We start from the raw sequence: 20,734 nt of genomic DNA on the forward strand, positions 1-20,734 counted from the left end.
GCAGGGCATGGCGATCACCCCGCTGACGCTGGTTGAGCTTGCGCTCCGGCATGGCCCACTCGGCAAACGGCGCGGGAACGAAGCGCTCGGTTTCGCAAAGCTTGCGGATATGCCGCACGGAACGATGCTCGACCTGCCCCTCACCTATGGCGGCTGGGCCGACCATGTCGCTACCGACGATCGCAAGATCCGTCTCTGGCATCCGATCGTCGCCGACGAATTCGCGCGCTTCGCCGCTCAGCAGGCCGCGACAACCGACGGCGGAGAGCTGAAGCTTTTCAGCCAGCGCAAGCTCAAGTCGATGAACAGCTGGATGCACAATCCCGAAAAGCTGGCGCGTTCGCAGGGGCCGGCGCTGCTCGTCCACCCTGCCGACGCCGCCCGATACGGCCTCAGCGATGGTGGCCGAGCCAGTGTGGCGAACGCACATGGCGCCGTCGAAGTCGCGGTTGAAGTGACCGAAGACGTGATCGAGGGCGCGGTCTGCTATCCGCATGGATGGGGGCACAATGGCGGCTGGCGCCATGCCAACACCCTGCCCGGCGCGAACATCAGCCTGTTGCTCGGGCTCGGGCCGGAGGCGGTCGAGCGCGTTTCGGGAACGACGTTTATCGACGGCATTCCGGTGACGGTCACGCCGATCGCGGCCTGATCAGCGCGCCATCACCGCCGGCGCCAGAAAGTCGCGGACCAGCGCGTCCATGCTGGCGCGATCGTCGAGATCCTCGGCGGGGCGCTGAAGCAGCGCGCGATAGACGAAGCTCAGCCACCATTCGATCCGCTGGACCGAAATATCGGTGCGTCCCCGTCCCGTCGCCGCGATCCGTTCGATCACCGGCGCCCAATAGTCGTGCATCATCCGCTCGATGACCTGCGAGTGCTCGGCAAGCTCGTTGACATAGCCCATAGAGCCTTCCTCGAAGAGGCCTTCGAAGATCGGCATGGCGCGTGCCGCATCGACGAGCGCCAGCACCGCAGCCGACAGCAGCGCCTCCCCTTCCAGATCGTCCGGAATGTTGTTCTTCGCGCGCTCGTTCACCAGCGCACCTTCGCGCAGCAGCACCGCCGTCGCGAGTTGCTGCTTGTTCGGGAAGTAATTGTAGATCGTCTGGCGCGTGATCCCCGAACCCTTGGCCACGGCTTCCATCCGCAACCGCTTGTACCCGACCTTCGCGATCACCTGATTCGCGGCGTCCAATATGCGGGCCTGCGTCCGGCGCGCGACGTCAGTTTCAAGTTCCGTATCCATCATCCAACCCGCAGAAACTCTCAAAATTTGACGAAATTTATTTTTTGTCGCATTCATCCCGCATAACGACATACCGGGAGAATTGTCATGTACGGATTCGACCTCGTCATCAAGAACGGGACGATCATCGACGGCACGCGCTTTCCGCGCTTCAGGTCCGACATCGGAATCAAGGACGGGAAAATCGCGCGGATCGGGTACATTGCGAATCCCGGCAGCGCGCGCGTCGTCGACGCCAACGGGCTGATCGTCGCCCCCGGCCATATCGACACCCACACCCATTATGACGCGCAGATCTTCTGGGACCCGGCCTGCTCGAACGCCGGGGAGAACGGCATCACCACCGTCGTTACCGGCAATTGCGGCTTCGGCTTCGCCCCCGTCCACACGAAGGATCGCGAACGCGCGATGCTCATGATGGAAACCACCGAGCAGGTTCCCGCGATCCAGATGCAAACCGCCCTCCCCTGGTCATGGGAAACCTTCCCGGAACTCGTCGAGGCGATGCGGCGGACACCCAAGGCGGTGAACCTCACCATGTTCCTGCCGCTCAACGCGGTGATGTTCTATGTGATGGGCGAGGACGCGAAGCACCGCCGCCCGACCGCGCCCGAAATCGAAGCGATCAAGGAACTGGTTCACGAGGCGATGGATGCCGGCGCGTGCGGCCTGTCGCTAAGCTTCATGGGGCACGAGAACAACCATGTCGACATCGACGGATCAGCGATGCCGACCGACATCATGCATCCGGACGATGCCGTCGCCATGGCGAGCGCGCTGCGGGACCGGCAGGAAGGGATCATCCAGCTCATCGCGCAGATCGGCCCGGTCGGCGACCGAAGCATCAGCGAAAAGCTGGCGCGCGAGACTGGCCGGCCGATCCTGCACAACGTGTTCTCGGTCAGCGAATATACTCCAGACCTCCACCGCCAGAGCATGGCGTGGCTGGACGCGATGAACGAAGAGGAAGGCGTCGAGATGTACGCCGCCACCGTCATCTGCCGCGCCTGGAACGAGACCGAACTCTTCAACTCACCCGGCTGCTCGCTCGACGCACTCGACGTCTATCGCGAGCTGACCTTCTGCAAGGATCCCGCCGATAAGCGCGCGAAACTGCTCGATCCCGAATTCCGCCGCCGCTTCAACGAAAGCTATGACCGGTCATGTTCGAGGCGACCGCGGGCGGGCTGGCCGACTATACCGTGATCGGAATGGGCGATGGCTCGAACGACGCGAAGGGCTATCTCGGCAAGACATTGGGCGAGATAGCCGCCGCCGAAGGCAAGACCGAAGTCGATGCCTTTATCGACACCGCGCTGGAAAGCGATCTCCGGATAGAACTCAAGACGCCCGGCATCGCGATCGACCCCGCGAAAGTCGCCGATCTGTTGTCGAACAGCCGCGTTCTCGCTGGCGCGTCGGACGGCGGGGCGCATACCAAGAACTTCAGCGGAGGCCAGTGGACCACCGACCTGATCCTGTGGCTCGTGCGCGACAATGATTTCCTCTCGCTCGAGGACATGCACTACCGCCTTTCCTATCAGCCCGCACGCGCGATGGGCATCAAGGATCGCGGCGCGCTGCTGGAAGGCATGGCCGCGGACATTCTCGTCTATGATCTTGCCGAGCTCTATTTCGACCAGGACCGGTTCGACGTCGTTCATGACCAACCCGGCGGCGACTGGCGGCGCAAGGCGCGCGCCGGCGGGTATCGCCAGATCTTCGTGAACGGCGTGCAGACGTTCGAGCGCGACCAACTGCTCGGTACAACCCCCGGCGTCTATCTTGGCGACGGCACCGCTCGGCCGCAGATCGCCCGCGCCGCCTGATCGCATGCTGCGGGACAGGGTCATTCTCGTCGTCGGCGGATCGACGGGCATCGGACGCGCGACCGCCATCGCCTGCGGGCAGGCCGGCGCGATCGTCGTCGTCGGCGCCCGCGACCAGGCAAAGGCGGAAGAAGTTGCCGCCGAAGCGACCCGCGCCGGGGCGTCCCGGACGCTGGCGCTGCCGGTCGATGTGCGCAGCTCCGACGAAGTCGATGCCTTCGTTTCCAAGGCCACTCACACCTTCGGCCGCATCGACGGCGCGGTGAACAACGCTGGCACCGAAGGACGCATGGCGCCGATGCATGAGCTCACCGATGCCGACTATGCCGAGATCATGGACGTCAACGCGCGCGGCGTCTTCTTCGCGATGCGCGCCGAGATCGCCGCCATGGGCACGGCCGGCGGCGCGATCGTGAATGTCGGGTCGGTCGGCTCGTTCACCGGACTCGTCGGACAGTCGGTCTATGCCGCATCCAAGCATGCCGTCTGGGCGCTCACCCGTTCAGCGGCGGTCGAAAACGCCGGACGCGGGATCCGCATCAACATGATCGCCCCTGCTGGCACCGAAACCCCGATGCTTCACCGCGTGCTACAGGGCAATACTGAGGCGATGCGCGGCGCGGCAAGGATGCATCCGATCGGCCGGTTCGGCACGCCCGAAGAGAGCGCCGCGGCAATCGTCTGGCTGCTCTCCGACGCCTCTTCCTTCGTCTGCGGCCAGTCGATCGGGGTGGACGGCGGCTATTCGGCCACGCTCGGCTTCAACCCGCAGGCCGCGCTCACCGGTTAACGCGCGAGCAGCCCGCCAACGATCAGTTCGCTTACCGTTGCAGCGTAGCGTGCGACAAGGTCATGATCGAGCGAACCATCGCCCAGGATCGTGTGCCGCGACTGCACCGACGAAAAGAGATGCGCGCAGGCGCCGTCGATTGCGAAGCTCACTAGGTTGGCGTCGACCGCGCGAAACGCGCCGCACGCGATTCCTTCGGCGATGATCGCCCGCCGTGCCTCGATCACCGGCCGCACAAAGGTCGCGCCGACTTTCGCCGAGGCCTCGGGCGATGCTTCGCGCAGCAGTTTCTGGAGCAGGCGATTGAGATAAGGCCGTTCGAAGTAAGCCTCGATCAATCCCTTGATATGGATTTCCATCTTTGCCGCCGGGGAAATATCAGCGGCGAGCAGGCGTTCGAGATGCGCCGAGGCGCGCCGTGCATCGCCCTCGATGATCGCGATCATCAGCCCTTCGCGGTTGCCGAAATAATAGCTGACGAGCGCGACGTTGGTGCCGGCGCGCTCCGAAATGTCGGCGATCGACACTTCGAGCAGCCCGCGCTCGATCATCAGGCCGCGCGCCGCATCGACGATACGCTGCGCCGTTGCCGGCTGGTCGGTCACGTCCTCGGCCATGCTGCCCCTGTCATTCCTTCTTCAGCCCCGCGCGGATCCGGTCGGACTGTTCACCCAGCCGCGGGGCATGACGCTTGGCCGATTCGAGCGGCTTTGCAAAGCGGACGGGATGCTCCATCGCGAAATAGCCCCCTTCGCTCGGATGCTCCTGACGCGAGAAAAAGCCTGTCGCCGCCAGATGGGGATCGTCCATGATATCGGCGATATCGCGCACCGGCTGCGCCGGAATTTGCGCCGCATGGCATTTCGCGACCAGCTCGGCCGTGGAGAAAGCCGGGGTCAACCGGGCCATCTCGCGGTAAAGCAGCGGCAGATTGACCGTCCGCGCCTTGCGGGTCGCGAACCGCTCGTCCTTCAGAAACTCGGAATTTCCGAGCACCGCGAATACGCGCGGCCACGCTTCGTCGGTATAGGGCACGATGCTGACAAAGCCGTCGCGCGTCGGGAAGGGTTGCCGGTCGGGATCGATCTGGCGGAAATAGCCCACGGGCGCGTTCGGGGGATCGAAGGTCAGCCCGGCCATATGTTCGAGCAGCATGAAATGGCTGAACGCTTCGAACATCGCGATCTCCACCTTCTGCCCCTCACCCGTCCGGAGTTTGTGGACCACAGCCGCGAGCACCGCATAGGCGGCATGGAGGCCCGCGACCTTGTCGGCAATCAGCGACGGCAGATAGCGCGCCCGCGGATCGCCATCGACGCGCGGCAGCAAGGTTGCCGTCCCGGTCGCGGCCTGGATCACGTCGTCATAGGCCTGCAGGTCGGCATAGGGGCCGTCCTGTCCGAACCCGACGCAATGCGCATAGATGATGTTGGGATTGATCCCCCGCACCGCGTCATAATCGAGCCCCAGCCGCTCGACCGCCTTGCCGCGCACGTTGAGCACGAACACGTCGGCCTCTTCGAGCAGCGCCTTCATGCAGGCCAGATCGTCGGGCGCCTTGAGATCGAGCGCAACCGACTGCTTGCCGCGGTTGATGGCCATGAAGCCGGGGCTCATGCCCGGCGTCGCCGCGGCCTTGCCCGACCAGCGGAATGCATCCCCCGCGCCCGGCGCCTCGACCTTGATTACCTCGGCGCCAAGTTCGGCAAGGATATGCGTGCAATAGGGGCCGAAGACGACGCTGGTCAGATCGACCACCCTGATCCCTTCCAGCATGGGCTTGCCGTCCATTGCCATCATCACGATCCGCTCCATTCGGGCTTGCGCTTGGCGGCAAAGGCGCTGACGCCCTCGCGGAAATCGCGCGTGCGCATCAGGCGCCCGAAGATGCGGTTGTTGGCCGCCAGCGCCTCTTCGAGCGATTCCAGATTTTCGAGTGCGTTGAGCGCCTCCTTCGAGGCGCGGATTGCCGAAGGCGAATTTTCGAGCAGCCGTTCGGCAAGCGCCCGCGCGGCGTCCGTCGCATCGCCTTCGACGGCATCGTTGATGACGCCAAGCTCCCGCGCCTCGGCAGCGCCGAAATGCCGCCCCGTGAGAATGAGTTCCATCGCTGCCTTGCGCCCGATCTGGCGCGTCAGCCGCTGGACGCCGCCCGCCGCCGCATAGAGGCCGACCTTCACTTCCGGCAGCGCGAAGCGCGCGCTTGCCGTTGCAACGGAAAGGTCGCACGCGAGGACGATCTCAAGCCCTCCGCCCATTGCCACCCCATTGACCGCCGCGATCACCGGCTTGGTCCGGTCGAAGCGCGAGCAGAGTCCGGCGAAACCCGACGGCGGGATCGACATGTCCCCGCCCTTCGCCGTGACTTTCAAGTCATTGCCGCTGCAAAAGGCCCGGTCGCCCGCCCCCGTGACGATCGCCACCCACAGGTCAGGATCGCGCTCGAAATCATCCCAGATTTCGTGCAGCTCGAAATGTGCCGCGCTGAAAAGCGCATTCATGGCCTCCGGCCGGTTGAGCGTGACCTCCAGGACATGCCCACGGCGCTCGACCAGCACATGCGCGAACCGCCGTGCCGGCAGGCCCGCTGCCCGGCCCGATGCCGATGGGGGCTCACCAAGCCTGCTTGCGGGTTCGACGAAGTTCACCCCCTTCTCATGCACGATGTGAACGGACCGGCCGATCGCATCCTGTTCGGCAAGGCTCGCCAGTGTCGCGCGATGCCCCGTGCGAACCCGCGCCAGCACCCGCCCCGTTTCGTTCGAGGCGATGACATAGCCGCGCGAAGGCTGCCCCTTCTTCCAGGTCACCGTATAGCTGTCGATCACCGCATCGGTCGTTTCGGCAAGCAACGTCGGCGCGGGCGCATTGTCGATGGCGCGCTGCCCGCCATCGTCGCGCCGCGGTTGCCAGCCTTCGACCGGCTCGGTCGAATAGACGCCGGCCGCTTCCTTCGAGAGGAAGCCGCCATTGGCGAGAACCAGACCGAATTGCCCGGGCGACGCGCGCAGCTGCTCGGCCATCGTCGCGATGGCGTGCATCGAATAATTGTTCCCCGCTCCGCCGAAGAACGGCAGCCCGCCGGTGACGGTGCAGGGGGTGTGCCGCCAATCCACCCCCAGCACCTCCGCCGCGAGCAGCACCGCGCAGGGGAAGCAGCTGTAGAGATCGAGCTGTTCGATGCCGCGCGCCGTCTTGCCCGCCATCGCGAGCGCGCCCCGCAGCGCCGCCTCGATGGCGCGCGAACGCGACAGATCGGGCCGCTCCAGGACCGGCCGGTCCTTCACCGCGGCATAGCCATGCAGATAGACCCATTTGGCCGGATCGATTCCGGCCTCCTGCGCAGCGCCAACCGAGGTGAGAATAACCGCAGCTCCCTGGTTCACCGCATCCTGCGCGACGTGCCATTTGAGATAGGGCTCGGCGATCGGATAATTGCCGTCCCCCGGCGTTGCGAGGAAATCGCGCGAACGGCTCTGCGGGAATTGCGAATAGGGATTCATTGCCGCGACGTCCGAAAAGCCTTCCCACAGCTCGGACATGAGCGCGACATAGCCGGGCCGATCCAATCCCAGCCGGGCGCGCAGCGCCTGCTCGAACGCCGGATAGGTCTGCGTCGGCATGCCCAGCCCGTTGACGCGCTCGTAGTCGGTCAGGAGCGACGGTCCCAGTCCACGGTCCTCCCACGGACCATCGACGCTGTACGACCAGTCGAGCGTCAGCCGCGCCTTCAGCGCCTGCTTCATCGTCGCAATCGCCTCGGACCCGGCGAGCAGGATCGCTTTGGCATCGCCCGCGAAGATCGCTTCCGCCGCTTCGTTCACCAACGCCTGTGGCTGGTCGCCGCCCACGACCGAATAGATGCAGCGCGCGCCACCTATCCCGAGTCCGGCCGCCAGCGTGACCGGCGGATTGGCGCAGCGGCCGAACGGATGGCGCACGCCCTCGATCGAGTCATGATTGGCGCGTACCACGACCACGCCATCGATCATCTGGCGCAGCGCTTCGCCCGCGCCGCTGTCGGCAAGCGCGCGCTCGGCCGCGGCGAGTTGAAGCCCCAGCGGACTCGGCGCGTCGTCGATGTCCTGACCGTCCCAATGGCGAACGATCTGGCCGACGCCGACCAATATGGGGGTTTGCGGATCGATGGCCATGGAGCGCCTCTCCTCGGTGCATTTTAAATGCTTGTTTAATCAAGCGCCTAAATGCTCATTTAATCCGAGTCAATTAGATCGACGGAGCAGATCGTGATTTTCGACGCCAGCCATCTGGCGAGGCTATGCGGCGCGCGCGGCACCAGCCTAATGGAACGCGACAGGCACCTCGAATGCCAATTGCGCCGCTGCCAGGCCGGCGGGCGGTGCGGGCATCGGACTCGCCTGCCGCACCATCCGCAAGGCGATCCGGTCGAGATTGGGATCGCCGCTGGACCCGGCAATGTCGCTCGCCACCAGGGTGCCGCCGCGATCGATCCGGAAGGCGATTAGGACCGTGCCCCGCAACGCGGAACCGCGTGGTCTGCCCGCCCGGATGTGGAGCGATAGCAGAGTGCGGTAAGCGGCCAGCATATCGGCCGGCTCGGCGATGGGCGGCGGAGGCGGTTCGGGCGGGGCCACAACCGCATTCACGGCGTGCGGCACAGGCAAGGGCGCCAAGGCGCCGCCTTCGGGCGACGCCGGCGGAGCGGAAACCGGCACGACCGGTGCGCGTGCGCCAGGAATGGCAACGATCTGCCGCTCCGGCGACCGTCGGGGTGCGTCTGCCGGCTTGTGCAACGGCCGCACCGGGCGGGAGGGCGGCGGTGCGGAAAGCGTCATCAGCGTCAGCCGCAAGGGTTGCGCCGTCTTGCCTGTTTCGCGGGCTCCGTACGCGACCACCAGCGCCGCCACCACCAGCGCGTGAAGCAGCGTGGTGGCGACCAGCGCCACCACGCGCGGGGCCAGTGGGCCGAAGCCCACCGGTGACAACAGCCAAGGCCTGTCTCCCCCGCCACGCATGGTCAGAAGCTTACGCCAACGCCGACATTGACCGAGCGCCCGCGCCCCGGAACCGGGCGCAACGTACCGGTGGCCTTGTAATCCCCCAGCGAAACCCCGCCCAGCGGCAGGCTGTAAGCCTTGTCGAACAGGTTCTCGCCCTCGACGCTCAGCCGCACCGATCCCAGCGTGTAGGCCACGCGCAGGTTGACCAGCGCATAGGCGGCCGTGCGTGGTTCGTTGCGCGTGGCATCGACGCGGTTCTTGGCGGCGACCCATTCAAGATCGACGCCGGCTTCCAAAGCGCCCTGCCGGTGTTCCAGCCCCACTTTGATGTCGAGCGGCATCTGGTGGTAGAGCGGCCCGCCATCGCTTAGATTCTGGCCATGCACGTAGGCCAGCGAGGCGGTCAGCGTGGTGGCGTCGCGGTCCGCGCCCTTGCGCAGCGTGGCATGGCCGGACACGTCCACGCCGAAGAACTCCGCCCGCTGGTTGGCGAACTGCAACTGCACCCATGGGGAGGCCGTCATCATGCTGCCCGTCAGCTTTTTGACGAACACCGCATCGATGTAGTCGTCGACGTGGGTGTAGTACGGCGCAATCCGCAGCGACCAGCCCTGCGCCGCTCCCTGGAACTCGATCGCCGCGCTTACCGTGTCCGCGCGTTCCGGCCGGAGGTCGAGATCGCCGAAATAACCGTTGCCGTCGCCGTACCAGCCGATCATCCGGCTGGACATCGCGCCCCGGCCCCAGGTGTAGCGCTCGTAGATGTTGGGCGAGCGCGCCTTGTGGGCATAGCCCAGTTCGATCGCCACACCACTGGCGGGTGCGTAGCTCAGCAGCGCGGAAGCGCTCCAGTTGTCGTTCTTGCGCGCATGGGACACCGCATTGAACGCCATGGCCGCCATCGCATCGTCCATGTTCATCATGCTGGTGGAATAGGGCTGAACATTGCCCGTGTTCATGGTGACGTGATCGAGACGAACGCCCACGACGCTGGAAAGACGATCGCTCCAGTGCCGCTCCCACTCGGCGAATGCCCCCAGCCGGTTGCGATGCGCGGCATTGACGTTGAGATAGGTGTTCGGCCCCATCATCATGCTGCCGGCGACCGGCGGCCAGTAATCGTTGAGCCACTGGTGATGATACTCGCCGCCAAGGCGCAGCGTTTCATGGCGGGAGACGGGGAATTCCAGCCTCAGCGCGGTGCTGAAGGTGTGCACTTCGGTGTTCATCGGCATGTTGGCCGGCATCTTGTCCTTGAGGAAGTTCATCTCGTGGTCGGTATCCCGGTAGTCCGCGGTGAACTTCGCCGAGCCCCAGTCGAACTCGCCCTCGTATCCGAAGTTGAGGAACCATGACGTGTTGGAGACCATGTCCATCGCCTGGTTGGCGAAGCCCTCGTAAGGCGAGAAGTGGTAGCCGCCCTTGAGACGGAACAGGCCGATGTCGCTCCGATAGGCCAGCGCGAGCGCCTGATCCGTCTTGGCGAATTCGGTAGAGCGGACAAGGCCCAGATCGCCCCCGCCCTTGTAACGGTCCGACTGGGTGTAGGAGCCGGTGTAGGTGGCGCTCAGCCGCTCGCCCGCAACGGTCAGTTGCGCCGCGCCGCCGAAGCCATCGCCGTTCGAGCGATAAAAGGCCGACATCGTGCCGGTCAGCAGCGTTCCGCCGCCGGTGGCGAAGCGCGGCGCGGCGCTTTCCACGGCGATGATCCCGCCGATGTTGTCCCCACCCATGCTGACCGGCGCGACGCCGGGCACGACCCTGATCGCGTGGATCGACTGGGGATCGGTGTAGGACAGCGGAGAATTCATGTCGTTGGGGCAGGCGAAATCGATCGGACTGCCATCCACCGTGATCCGCAGGCGCTGTTCGTTCAGCCCGCGGATGACCGGCATCGACGAAAAGCCGCCACCGCTGTTGGCGCTGACGCCGGGAATCCAGCGTAGCAGCGCGGCCGTGTCGCTGGTGGAAAGCTGGAGACGGCGAATGTCCGCCTCGGACAAGGTCCGGCCGGTAACTGGTGCTGAGGCGACGGCATCGGCCGGGGTGCCCGCCTCGACATCGACCTGGGGAAGCTGGCTGGCCTCCTGCGCGTGGACGGCAAGGGGCAGGAGCGCCGACGTGGCGCCAAGAAAGGCCCGCAGCGGGCGAACGCAAAACGACATGATATTCCTTTCAGGGGGCGGCCCGATTGCGGCCGGCATCCCGCAAAGCGCGCGGTCACACGCTCCGAAGAGCGGCGCGCAAAATTTTCGCTGACGGCGGCAGACGCCGGCAGCCTATGAGACGAACGCGGAGGAAATCAGGCGCGCGCGGGCGGACCGCGCAAGGGTGGCCGAATGCGATCCGCGCGCCTGCGTGCCGGCTGTCGGACCGGCGCGAAGCCCAGCGCCAGGATGAAGGCCAGCGCCAGTGCCAGAAGCACCGGCCCCGGCGCGGCCATCGACGCCATGGACAGCGACGAAAACGGGCATTCGCCCTTGTGCTGCTGCGAGGACGGACCGGGCCCGTCGCGCTTCAGCGGCACGACCACGTCCTTCGCGGCATGGCTGCCCGTGCCGTCTTCGCACACCAGTATGGTGAGCACGGTTGCGCTTTGCCCAAGCATGTACCCCGCCGGCACCAGTGCCTTCAGGCACAGCGCTGCCGCGACCAGCGCAATGGCGAAGGCGCGGTGCCGCATCAGGAAGGAACGCACGAGGGTCATCGCCGGCGCGCATAACCTTGCGACGCCCCCCTGTCATTAATGCATATCAAAAACCCACTTCCAGCGCTCGCCGACACCCGTGGACCTCCAGCATCGGAACGAAACCGCACGGCCATCGCTGACGGCGAGGTGTCACCTTACTGCCTCACATCTGGTCCATACCAGATGCATGATCCCCGCGAATCCATCCCCCTCCCATCAAACGACCGGTCAGAGTTCATCCGGCCACGGTTCCACGGATTGGCCCATGCTGCTGTTGGGCGGACTGGCCGCGTTCAGCGCCTATTTCGCAATGTACGCCTTCCGCAAGCCGATCGCGGCGGCGACGTTCGGCGATGTCGGGCTGCATCCGCTGGGGCTGGACTACAAGTCGGCGCTGCTGATCGCGCAAGTTCTGGGTTACGCCGTGTCCAAGCTGATCGGTATCAAGGTGATCGCCGAATTCGGCCGCACCGGCCGCGCCCGCGCCATCGCCGCGCTGGTCGGCGCGTCGTGGCTGGCGCTGGTGGGCTTCGCGGTGCTGCCCCCGGTCTGGGGCCTGCCCTGCCTGTTCCTCAACGGGTTGCCGCTGGGCATGATCTGGGGGCTGGTGTTCAGCTATGTCGAAGGGCGCCGCGTGTCCGAACTGCTGGGCGCGATGCTCTGCGCCAGCTTCATCCTGTCCTCGGGCATGGTCAAGTCGGTTGCGACGCTGCTGATGCAGCAAGGCGTGACCGAACGCTGGATGCCAGCGGCGACGGGCGTGCTGTTCGTGCCCGTGCTGCTGGTGGCGCTGTTTATGCTGGAGCGGCTGCCGCCCCCTTCGCCCGAGGACGAGGCCGAGCGCACCGCCCGCGTGCCGATGAGCAAGGCCGACCGCGCGGCGTTCATGCGCGATCACGGCGTGACCATGGCGCTGCTGGTCAGCGGCTATATCCTGCTTACCGCGTTCCGTGACTTCCGGGACAATTTCGCCGCGGAACTGTGGAATGCGCTCGGCTATTCGGGATCGGCGGCGATCTTCTCGCAAAGCGAAATGCCGGTGGCGGTGATCGCGCTCGCCGGGCTGGGCGCGCTGATGCTGGTGCGCGACAACCTGCGCGCGCTGATCGCCATGCACGGCCTGATCCTGCTGGGTGCGGCGGCGCTGGGGCTGGGCACGCTGGCGTTCCAGGTGGGGCTGATCGGGCCGCTGGCCTGGATGATCGTGACCGGGGCCGGCGTCTATCTGGCCTATACCCCGTTCAACGCCATGCTGTTCGACCGGATGATCGCCGCGCTGGGCCGCGCCGGCAACGCCGGTTTCCTGATCTACGTGGCGGACGCCTCGGGCTACGTCGGCAGCGTGGCGCTGCTGGTGTGGCGCAACCTGGCCGCCCCGCACATGGACTGGCTGCGCTTTACCACCGATTGCGCCTATGCCGCGTCGCTGGCGGTCGCGGTTCTGACATGCTGTTCGGCCATGACCTTCGTGCAACGGGCACGCAGGAGGCATGAGGCGAGCTATGCATGATGTGATCGTGGTAGGTGCGGGGATCGTCGGCCTCGCGCACGCGCTGGCGGCCGCGCGGCGCGGACGGCGCGTGCTGGTGGTCGATCGCGATGCGCGGGCCAATGGCGCGTCGATCCGCAATTTCGGCTTCGTCACGGTGACCGGTCAGGAACGCGGCCGGGTGTGGGGCCTTGCCCGGCGCAGCGCCGGGATCTGGCGCGAGGTCGCCGGGCCGGTGGGCATCCGCGTGGAGCAGGAAGGCCTGCTCGTGGTGGCGCAGCGGGCCGAGGCGGGCCGCGTGCTCGATGCGTTCATGGAAACCGAAATGGCCGAAGGCTGCCGGCGACTGACGGCAGTGGAAGTGGGCGAGCTGTGCCCGCAGGCGAGCGCCCCGGCCGGCGCCTTGCACAGCACGATCGACTTGCGCGTGGAATCGCGCGAGGCGATCCCCCGGCTCGCAGCGTGGCTGGTAGCCGCGCACGGGGTCACCTTCCGCTATGGCGTCGCGGTCGCGCAGGTCGAAAGTGGCCGGGTGATCTGCGCCGATGGCACCGTGCTGGAAGCCGAGGCGGTGTTCGTGTGCCCGGGTGACGATTGGGCGACGCTCTATCCAGCGATCTATGCCGAGGAAGGCATCCGCCGCTGCAAGCTGCAGATGCTGCGCCTTGCCGCCCCCGAATGGCGCCTGCCCTCGCCGGTGATGAGCGATCTCAGCATGGTGCGCTATCTTGGCTATGCCGCGCTGCCCGAAGCGGGGGCCTTGCGCGCCCGGCTGGAACGCGAGGAAGCGAAGGCGCTGGGCTGGGGCATCCACCTGATCGCGGTGCAGAGCGCCGATGGCAGCCTCGTCGTGGGGGACAGCCATGATTACGCGCCCACGCCCGATCCCTTTTCCGTGGAAGCGATCGATGCGGCCATGCTGCGCCAGTACGCGGCGGTGCTGGGCGCGCCGCCCGCCGTTCTCGAACGCTGGACGGGGACCTATGCCTCCGCCGCCGGCCATTCGATCGTGCGCGCGCCGGCCGAGGGCGTGCGGCTGACCGTGGTTACCAGCGGCACCGGCGCCTCCACCGCCTTCGCGCTGGCCGAGGACGTGGTCGGCGATCTTTTCGACAGTCAGGGGAAAGCATGATGGTTCCGGGCCTTAAAGCGGTGGTGTTCGACTGGGCGGGCACGATGATCGATTTCGGCTGCCGCGCGCCGGTGGTGGCGCTGTGCAAGGTGTTCGAGAATGCCGGCGTCCCGGTGAGCGAGGCGGAAGCGCGCGCCGACATGGGCAAGGCCAAGAGCGACCACATCGCCTCGATCCTCGCCGCGCCGCGCGTCCGCCAGGCCTGGACCGATCGCCACGGCCAGGCGCCCGGCGAAGCGGCGGTCGAGGAACTGTTCGCCGCCGTCGGCCCGATGATGCGCACGGCGGCCGCCGAATGCGCCGAACTGATCCCCGGCGCGGCCGATGTGGCCGGCGCCTTGCGCGCGGCGGGCGTCAAGATCGGTTCCTGCACCGGCTATACGCGTGAAATGATGGCCGACATCCTGCCGCGCACCGCCGAACAGGGCTATGCTCCCGATATGCTGGTCTGCGCGGGCGAAACGGCGGTAGGCCGCCCTTCCCCGCTGATGCTGTGGCGCAATCTCGTCGAACTCGGGGTCTGGCCCGCCAGCGCCTGCGTCAAGGTGGACGATGCGGAAGTGGGCATTGCCGAGGGGCTGGCCGCCGGAACCTGGACCGTGGGCGTGGCTGCCAGCGGCAACGGTGTCGGCCTTTCGGCGGCAGAACTGGCCGCGCTCGATCCCGCGGACCGCGCGGAGCGGATCGCCCGGGCACGCGCCGGGCTGGAAGCGGCGGGCGCGCACGTGGTGATCGATACCGTGGCCGATCTGCCGGCAGCGCTGGCGCAATTCCGCTTCGGCTAGGGGAACCCGCTAGGGCCGAACGGTCAGGTCCACATGGACCCGGATCGCATCGTGCCGCCAGTATTCCTGATCGTATTCCACCACGCGGCCCTGCGCGTCGAAGCTGGTGCGGACCACGAGCAGGCCGGGCGTTCCCGATTTCACGCCCAGCCCGTCCGCCGCGTCGCGCACCAGCGCGCAGGGGCGCATGTCCACGCGGTTGCGGGTGACGGTGACGCCATAGACCGTAGTGAGGATATGCGTCAGCGACCCGTCCAGCGAATGCGCAAGCAGGTCCGGCGCCAGCGCCGGGTCCACGGTGATGCGCTCGACCAGCACCGGGCGCCCGTCGATAGTGCGGCGACGGTCGATCACGTGCAGCGGCGCGCCGGGCGCCACGCGGAAGATGTCGGCCAGCCCTGACGAGGCTGGCACGCTCTGCTTGCTCAACGTCTCGGTGCCGGGCGTCCGGCCCTGTTCGCGGACGTAGGTCATGAACCCCGCCCAGCGTGTCGGGTCATAGGTGACGGCGGGCGGAGAGACGTACCATCCGCTGCGGTCGCGCCGGTAGATCAGACCCTCGGCTTCCAGCAGGAACAGCGCCTCGCGGATCGTGCCGCGCGCGGTGCCTGTACCGGTCTGGAACTGGCGCTCGGACGGCAGCCGCGTGCCGGGCTTCAGCCGCCCCATCTCGATGTTGAGCGCGATCTGGTCGCGCAGCGCGATATACTGCGGCCCGTCCGAAGCATCCGGCGCGCGGGTGATGTCCATGAGGTCCGTCTTGGGGCGCATTGGCTACAGCCATGGCAGCACCGGCCTCGCGCGGTCAACGCGGAATGCGGCGTGGTCAGAAATGGCGCCGTCCCGTCTCACCCGTCCTGCGATTGCATCAGCCTTGTGAACAGCGTGATCGCCTTGTCGGCCGATGTGGGCATGACGCGGCGGCCCGGATCGGTATCGATGATGCGCTGCTGCGCCTCGATCATCGTCTTGTCCTCGTTGAACGCCATGATTGCCACGTCGATCATCGCCTGCGCCATGGCTTCATCGCCATGCTCGGCCGCCGGCCCCCAGGAAAAGTAATAGCTCGTCGTGCTTTCGCTGGTGGGAGTCACCGCCTGGCTGGTGAAATTGGCGAACAGCGAAGGCGCGTGCGCCGGGGGTGCTTCGTACCCGAACGCCTCCGCGCTGCCAGTCGGGAACAGCGCGCTGTACAGCAGGAACACGCCAGGCAGCACGAAATCGTAGGATGTCCAGATATCGACCCGCTCATGCTCCGCCGCCTTCCCCAGCGGCGGCGTTGGCGGCGTGCCGACGATCCAGCGCGACGAACGCACCCCTTCCGCGATCGGTTCGACCCTGGGGCGGTTGCGCGACCATGCCTCGTCCGCGCCAAAGCTGGCCGCATGGACATAGGCGAGGTGGGTGAGATCGAGCAGGTTGTCGTTGATCAGCGAATAGTGCGCCCGATAATGCAGTTCACCGGTCTTCAGCACCCATGCCGGATCGTCCAGCGCTTTCGACGGCGCGATCCGCGAAGGATCGGCACGATCGGGATCGCCCATCCACACCCAGATCCAGTTGTTCCGCTCAACTGCGGGGTACGTCCGCACGCAGGCGGAACCGGGAATGGCATCCTGCCCCGGAATCTCGCGGCAGCGCCCGTCCGCGTCGAACAGCAGGCCGTGATACAGGCAGCGGATCGCGTTCCCTTCGATGCGGCCCAGCGAAAGCGGCGCCAGGCGGTGGACGCAGCGATCCTCCATCGCCACCACGTCCCCCTCCTGCGTGCGCCAGATGACGACGGGTTCGCCCAGCAGCATGCGCTGGGTGGGCTTGCCCGCCTCGAACTGGTGGCTCCACCCCGCGACGTACCAGCAATTGCGGATCAGCATTTTCCATCCCCATTCAACGAAGCGGCCCGCGTGCGGGGCGGTCCGGGAACCTTGCCGGGCAGGCTCCCGGACCCGGCCGCGCAAAGTCTCGCACCGACCCGCGCGGCCGAACCGCAAGACCTCAGAACTTCACGCCCACTTTCGCGTACCATTCCGCCGGGCGGCTCCAGGTGCCGTAGATCTGCCCGCCGGAAATCTGCGCCTGCCCGGTCACGATGTAGCGCGTGTTGGTGATGTTGGTGCCGCCCACGGCCAGGTCCCATACGCCCGACGGCGATTGATAGGTCACACTGGCGTTGACGATATCCAGCCCCGGCCGGCGCAGCAGGTAGGTGCGCTCGGTATCGTTCCACAGCGACGAGGTGCGGGTGTAATCGGCCAGCAGCACGACAGCACCGCCGCTGCCAAGCTCAAGCTTGTAACGCGGCGTCACGTTGAACTTCCACTTGGGCGTCTTGGGAAGAGCCCCGTTCACCACCGTCCCCGCCTGGAACGGGTTCGGCGTGACGATCGCCTGCGGCAGAAGGCTGGTGTAATAGGCACCGGTGTAACCGACCGACGCGTTGATCGTGAGCCCGCCCGCGGGCGCGATCGTGGCTTCGGCCTCGAAACCCTTGATCCGCGCGGTGCCGGCGTTCTGGACGGTCGGGCTCACGCCCTGCTGGAAATTGAGCTGGATGCCATCGTACCGCGTGGTGAAGGCGGCGAGGTTCAGTTGCAGCCGGCGATCCAGCCAGGTCGACTTCACGCCGATCTCAAAGCTCTCCGCCTTTTCCTCGTTGAAATCGGGCGCATAGGGCAGCGGGTTGGAAAGGCGCGTGGTCCAGCCGCCGGTCTTGTAGCCGCGCGACCACGAGCCATAGACCATCACATCATCGGTGGGATGCAACTGGATGCCGACCTTGGGCGCGAAGTTGTTGAACTTCTTCTTTTGCGTTCCGCCCACATAATAGCGCAGCGGTTCGCCCTGCACGGGGAAGCCCAGCGCGCTCTGGCAGGGATCGCCATAGACCGGGCAATTGAACAGCTTGTAGTTGAACCCGTTGGCGTCGGTTTGGCGGCCGATGAAGTCCTTGTCCTCGTGCGTGTAGCGCCCGCCCAGGGTGATGCCGACAAGATCGCTGATGCGCCAGTCGACCTGGCCGAACACCGCATAGTTCTTCGTCTTGAGATCGTTCGGCCCGATGATCTGGAGCAGGCCTTCCGAAAACGTGACGAAGTCCCGCATCTTGCCTTCCTCGCGGAAGTAGTAGCCACCCAGCACGAAGTTCAGCTTCTTGTCGAGCGCGCTGCCGATCACCTGCACTTCCTGGCTGAACTGGTTCTGCGTCAGCGAGAACGAAGGCTCCAGGATCGCCATCGGGGAATTGTCGAGATCGAGGCCCGACGCCCACTTGATGTTGCGATAGCCGGTGATGGATTTGAGCGCGATCGTGTCGGACAGGTCGTAGTCCATCACGCCGGTGAAGCCATAGACCTTCATGTTGGAGAAGCTGTTGCCCGTGGCGTAGCTGGTATCCTTGTCGGTCGAGACCCAGCGGTTGTCATACGGCAACCGGTTGTTGTTCGGATTGCCGTCGACGTTCACGCTGGCGAGCGGGGGCAGGTTCGCGCCCGGGTTGAGCGGCGTTCCCCGCACCCCGCACAAGGCGCCGGCGTTGCGCGCGGCTATCTCGGCGGAGGTGGCGCCGATGCAGAAGTTGTAAAGGCCGGCAAACAGGAAGCCCGAGGTGCCGGTCGCCACGTCCAGCGCGGTGCCGGGGATGTTGTTCGCGGCAAGGCCGGCGAACGGACCGGGCACGCCCGACGTCACCGCCAGCACCGAATTGGCCATCGAGGACTGGTCGATCTTCATGTAGTCGCCGCCCAGCGTCACCTTGAAGCGGTCACTCGCTTCCCACAGCAGCTTGGCGCGGATCGTCCATTCGTGCTGGCCGCCCTCGCGATCGGATGTCCGGTAGCCGCTCTGCGGCAGCGAGCCCGCCCGGTCGGTGACGTAGGGCGTCGCCGAACTGTAGGGGATGCGCTTCTGGTATCCATCACGGTTCTTGACGGAAAACGTGACCGAGCTCTTCAGCGTATCGCTCAACGGCAGATCGGCATAGCCGCGCACGTCGATCCGGTTGTAGCGCCCGGTGGTGACATCGCCCTGGAACGCGGGCTTGTCGCCCGGCGTGCGCGTGACCACGCTGATCGCGCCGCCGATGGTGTTCCGGCCGAACAACGTGCCCTGCGGCCCCTTGAGCACTTCGATCCGCTCGACATCCGGCAGATCGAGGTTGGCGCCGACCGTCCGTGCCAGATAGACCCCGTCGAGATAGATGCCGACACCCGGATCGATATTCATTGCAAAGTCGTTCGCGCCGATGCCCCGGATGAACGCCGACAGCACGGACGAGGAGCCGGAGAACGGCGTGCCCGCGTCCAGCGTGACGTTGGGTGCCGCATTGGAAAGCTGCGCCACATCGCCCACGGCCCGTTCGCGCAGCGCCGCTCCGCCGAATGCGGAAATCGCGATCGGCACGTCCTGCACGCTTTCCGCACGCTTCTGCGCGGTCACCACGATCTCCTGAATGCCGCCGGCATCGTTTCCGCCCGCGGATCGCCCGCCGGCTTCCTGGGCATGGACAAGGCCCGGCACGGCCATGGCGATTATACTGACTGCTGACGTGAAGCGCATGCGTTCCTCCCCTGCCAGACGCATTTCGGGGGCGCCGGCTTATGGAGGGAGTTTAGGTCGAGACGATTGGCAACAAACAGGGCCTGCTGTGCACAAAATACGGGGTGAAACGTGCACTCGTGGCCGGTTTCGACCGATGGCGCCTTCGTGTTATTCCTTTTCCGGGAGAAATCGGGAAAAGCGAGAATACCCGGTGCAAGAATTACTGCACGTCAACACGGCGGATGCGCCCATCGGACAGCGCTGCAGCTTCTGGACAGGGCAGGTCGCCGCGCACCTTTCGAACATGCGCATTGATGTCGGGCGCAAGCTCGATTTCAACGCCAGCATTTCCATCCGCTCGCTCGGCCCTGCGCGGATCGCGCTGGTCGATGCCGATTTCCAGGCCATTTCGCATCGCGCAGACGGCAACGAGAACCGCTTCCACCTCAACCTTGTCCATGAAGGCGGCATGGTGCTGCATCGTTTTGGCGAAAGGATCGAGCTTTCGGCAGGCGATTGGTGCCTGATCGATGAGCGCGAGAGCTACGATTTCACCACATCGGAACGCTGTTCCTGCATCGTGATGCAAATGCCGGTGCCGTGGGCGAAGCGCATCATCCCCGATCCCGGCAAACCCCTGATCGCCAGCAGCACGTGTGAAAATCACTGGAAGACCGCCCTGTCGCACGGCCTGCTCGCGGTCGGCACGCGCGAGATCCGCTACAACGCCGTCGAGGACGGCATGGTTGCGGAACAACTGGCCAATCTCCTGTCGCTGGCACTCGGCCCACGATCGGACATGGTAATCGGCCGGCACAAGACCGCGCTCCTGCGCTCTCTTCGTCAGGTCATGAGCGAGCGCTTCACGGAAAATTCGCTCACCGCCCGCGATGTGGCCGCCGCAAACCGCATTTCCCTGCGCTATCTTCACCAGCTGTTCGCCACGCAAAACACGTCATTCGGCCAGCAGCTTCTGGCGCTCAGGCTGCACCGCGCCGAACAGATGCTTGCGGACAGACGGCTCGCCAAGGTTTCGATATCCGAGATCGCTCACGCCGTGGGTTTCGCCGATTCCGCAACGCTGACCCGCCACTTCCGCCTGCACCTTGGCCTTACCCCGCGCGACTATCGCAAATCCAGGGTTTAGGGTTCGTCCGCTCCTGAATATCGAACGCCACCCCCTAAGGTGGAACCGCCATTGATCGTGCCGGTGGCCCGCCACCGGGCGACCGCTTCCGCATCGATGAAAGGCG

The 20,734-nt window shown here is 66.0% G+C and carries 18 protein-coding genes; 8 read left to right on the forward strand and 10 right to left on the reverse strand.

Going from position 1 to position 20,734, the window contains the following annotated elements; genetic code table 11:
- Positions 1-124 precede the first annotated feature (124 nt).
- Positions 125-652 (forward strand): molybdopterin dinucleotide binding domain-containing protein, encoded by a 528-nt coding sequence (locus F1640_RS26115; protein ID WP_375336213.1) that lies wholly within the window; start codon positions 125-127, stop codon positions 650-652.
- On the opposite strand, the gene F1640_RS21675 is transcribed toward F1640_RS26115, so the two are convergent.
- Positions 653-1,198, reverse strand: a complete 546-nt coding sequence (locus F1640_RS21675) for a TetR/AcrR family transcriptional regulator (RefSeq protein ID WP_190287194.1) — start codon at positions 1,196-1,198, stop codon at positions 653-655. It abuts the gene before it with no gap.
- Between the two features lie 138 nt (positions 1,199-1,336).
- Between F1640_RS21675 and F1640_RS21680 the strand changes: the two genes are divergently transcribed.
- From F1640_RS21680 to F1640_RS21690, 3 genes are read left to right on the forward strand one after another with little or no spacing between them, the layout of a single operon-like run.
- Positions 1,337-2,455 carry an amidohydrolase family protein gene (locus tag F1640_RS21680; RefSeq protein ID WP_194921846.1) on the forward strand — a complete coding sequence of 373 codons (1,119 nt, stop codon included), beginning with the start codon at positions 1,337-1,339 and terminating at the stop codon, positions 2,453-2,455.
- The gene (locus F1640_RS21685; RefSeq protein ID WP_194921848.1) at positions 2,413-3,078 is read left to right on the forward strand and encodes a hypothetical protein; all 666 of its coding nucleotides are present in this window, start codon (positions 2,413-2,415) and stop codon (positions 3,076-3,078) included. The genes F1640_RS21680 and F1640_RS21685 overlap by 43 nt, the downstream gene beginning before the upstream one ends.
- A gap of 4 nt (positions 3,079-3,082) precedes the next feature.
- Positions 3,083-3,868: an SDR family NAD(P)-dependent oxidoreductase gene (locus F1640_RS21690; protein WP_124808927.1), complete on the forward strand. Its 786-nt coding sequence runs from the start codon at positions 3,083-3,085 to the stop codon at positions 3,866-3,868.
- Here F1640_RS21690 and F1640_RS21695 read toward each other — a convergent pair.
- From F1640_RS21695 to F1640_RS21720, 6 genes are all read right to left on the reverse strand, one after another.
- A complete protein-coding gene (locus F1640_RS21695) occupies positions 3,865-4,485 on the reverse strand; it encodes a TetR family transcriptional regulator (protein ID WP_124808926.1) in 621 nt (206 codons plus the stop codon). The genes F1640_RS21690 and F1640_RS21695 overlap by 4 nt on opposite strands.
- Positions 4,486-4,495: 10 nt before the next feature.
- A complete protein-coding gene (locus F1640_RS21700; protein WP_223806576.1) occupies positions 4,496-5,668 on the reverse strand; it encodes a CaiB/BaiF CoA-transferase family protein in 1,173 nt (390 codons plus the stop codon).
- Positions 5,668-8,022, reverse strand: a complete 2,355-nt coding sequence (locus tag F1640_RS21705; protein ID WP_124808925.1) for an enoyl-CoA hydratase-related protein — start codon at positions 8,020-8,022, stop codon at positions 5,668-5,670. The genes F1640_RS21700 and F1640_RS21705 overlap by 1 nt, the downstream gene beginning before the upstream one ends.
- 147 nt (positions 8,023-8,169) lie before the next feature.
- A complete protein-coding gene (locus F1640_RS21710) occupies positions 8,170-8,826 on the reverse strand; it encodes an energy transducer TonB (protein WP_223806575.1) in 657 nt (218 codons plus the stop codon).
- A 41-nt stretch (positions 8,827-8,867) separates the two neighbouring features.
- Positions 8,868-11,015 carry a TonB-dependent siderophore receptor gene (locus F1640_RS21715; RefSeq protein ID WP_124808923.1) on the reverse strand — a complete coding sequence of 716 codons (2,148 nt, stop codon included), beginning with the start codon at positions 11,013-11,015 and terminating at the stop codon, positions 8,868-8,870.
- 137 nt (positions 11,016-11,152) lie between these two features.
- Positions 11,153-11,557 carry a hypothetical protein gene (locus F1640_RS21720; protein ID WP_124808922.1) on the reverse strand — a complete coding sequence of 135 codons (405 nt, stop codon included), beginning with the start codon at positions 11,555-11,557 and terminating at the stop codon, positions 11,153-11,155.
- 247 nt (positions 11,558-11,804) lie between these two features.
- Here F1640_RS21720 and F1640_RS21725 point away from each other — a divergent pair, with 247 nt between their 5' ends.
- Genes F1640_RS21725 through phnX form a run of 3 tightly spaced genes read left to right on the forward strand, consistent with a single transcriptional unit; the run spans position 11,805 to position 14,945 of the window.
- The gene (locus F1640_RS21725; protein WP_124808921.1) at positions 11,805-13,049 is read left to right on the forward strand and encodes a DUF5690 family protein; all 1,245 of its coding nucleotides are present in this window, start codon (positions 11,805-11,807) and stop codon (positions 13,047-13,049) included.
- On the forward strand, positions 13,042-14,160 hold the full coding sequence (locus F1640_RS21730) for a TIGR03364 family FAD-dependent oxidoreductase (protein WP_255530677.1): 1,119 nt from the start codon (positions 13,042-13,044) through the stop codon (positions 14,158-14,160). Before F1640_RS21725 ends, F1640_RS21730 begins: the two co-directional genes overlap by 8 nt.
- Positions 14,157-14,945 (forward strand): phosphonoacetaldehyde hydrolase, encoded by a 789-nt coding sequence (gene phnX / locus F1640_RS21735; protein ID WP_223806567.1) that lies wholly within the window; start codon positions 14,157-14,159, stop codon positions 14,943-14,945. Before F1640_RS21730 ends, phnX begins: the two co-directional genes overlap by 4 nt.
- A gap of 9 nt (positions 14,946-14,954) precedes the next feature.
- Here the strand turns inward: phnX and F1640_RS21740 are convergent, their stop codons facing one another.
- The 3 genes from F1640_RS21740 to F1640_RS21750 all read right to left on the reverse strand — a co-directional run bounded on the left by F1640_RS21740 (position 14,955) and on the right by F1640_RS21750 (position 19,499).
- Positions 14,955-15,716, reverse strand: a complete 762-nt coding sequence (locus tag F1640_RS21740; RefSeq protein ID WP_199558037.1) for a UTRA domain-containing protein — start codon at positions 15,714-15,716, stop codon at positions 14,955-14,957.
- Positions 15,717-15,793: 77 nt separating this feature from the next.
- On the reverse strand, positions 15,794-16,819 hold the full coding sequence (locus F1640_RS21745) for an aromatic ring-hydroxylating dioxygenase subunit alpha (protein ID WP_124808919.1): 1,026 nt from the start codon (positions 16,817-16,819) through the stop codon (positions 15,794-15,796).
- A gap of 121 nt (positions 16,820-16,940) precedes the next feature.
- A complete protein-coding gene (locus F1640_RS21750; protein WP_194921853.1) occupies positions 16,941-19,499 on the reverse strand; it encodes a TonB-dependent receptor in 2,559 nt (852 codons plus the stop codon).
- A 193-nt stretch (positions 19,500-19,692) separates the two neighbouring features.
- On the opposite strand from F1640_RS21750, the gene F1640_RS21755 reads away from it, so the two are divergent.
- Positions 19,693-20,628, forward strand: a complete 936-nt coding sequence (locus tag F1640_RS21755; protein WP_194921856.1) for a helix-turn-helix domain-containing protein — start codon at positions 19,693-19,695, stop codon at positions 20,626-20,628.
- Positions 20,629-20,734: the final 106 nt, after the last annotated feature.

The organism is Novosphingobium sp. NBM11, from assembly GCF_015390225.1.
Lineage (GTDB): Bacteria > Pseudomonadota > Alphaproteobacteria > Sphingomonadales > Sphingomonadaceae > Novosphingobium.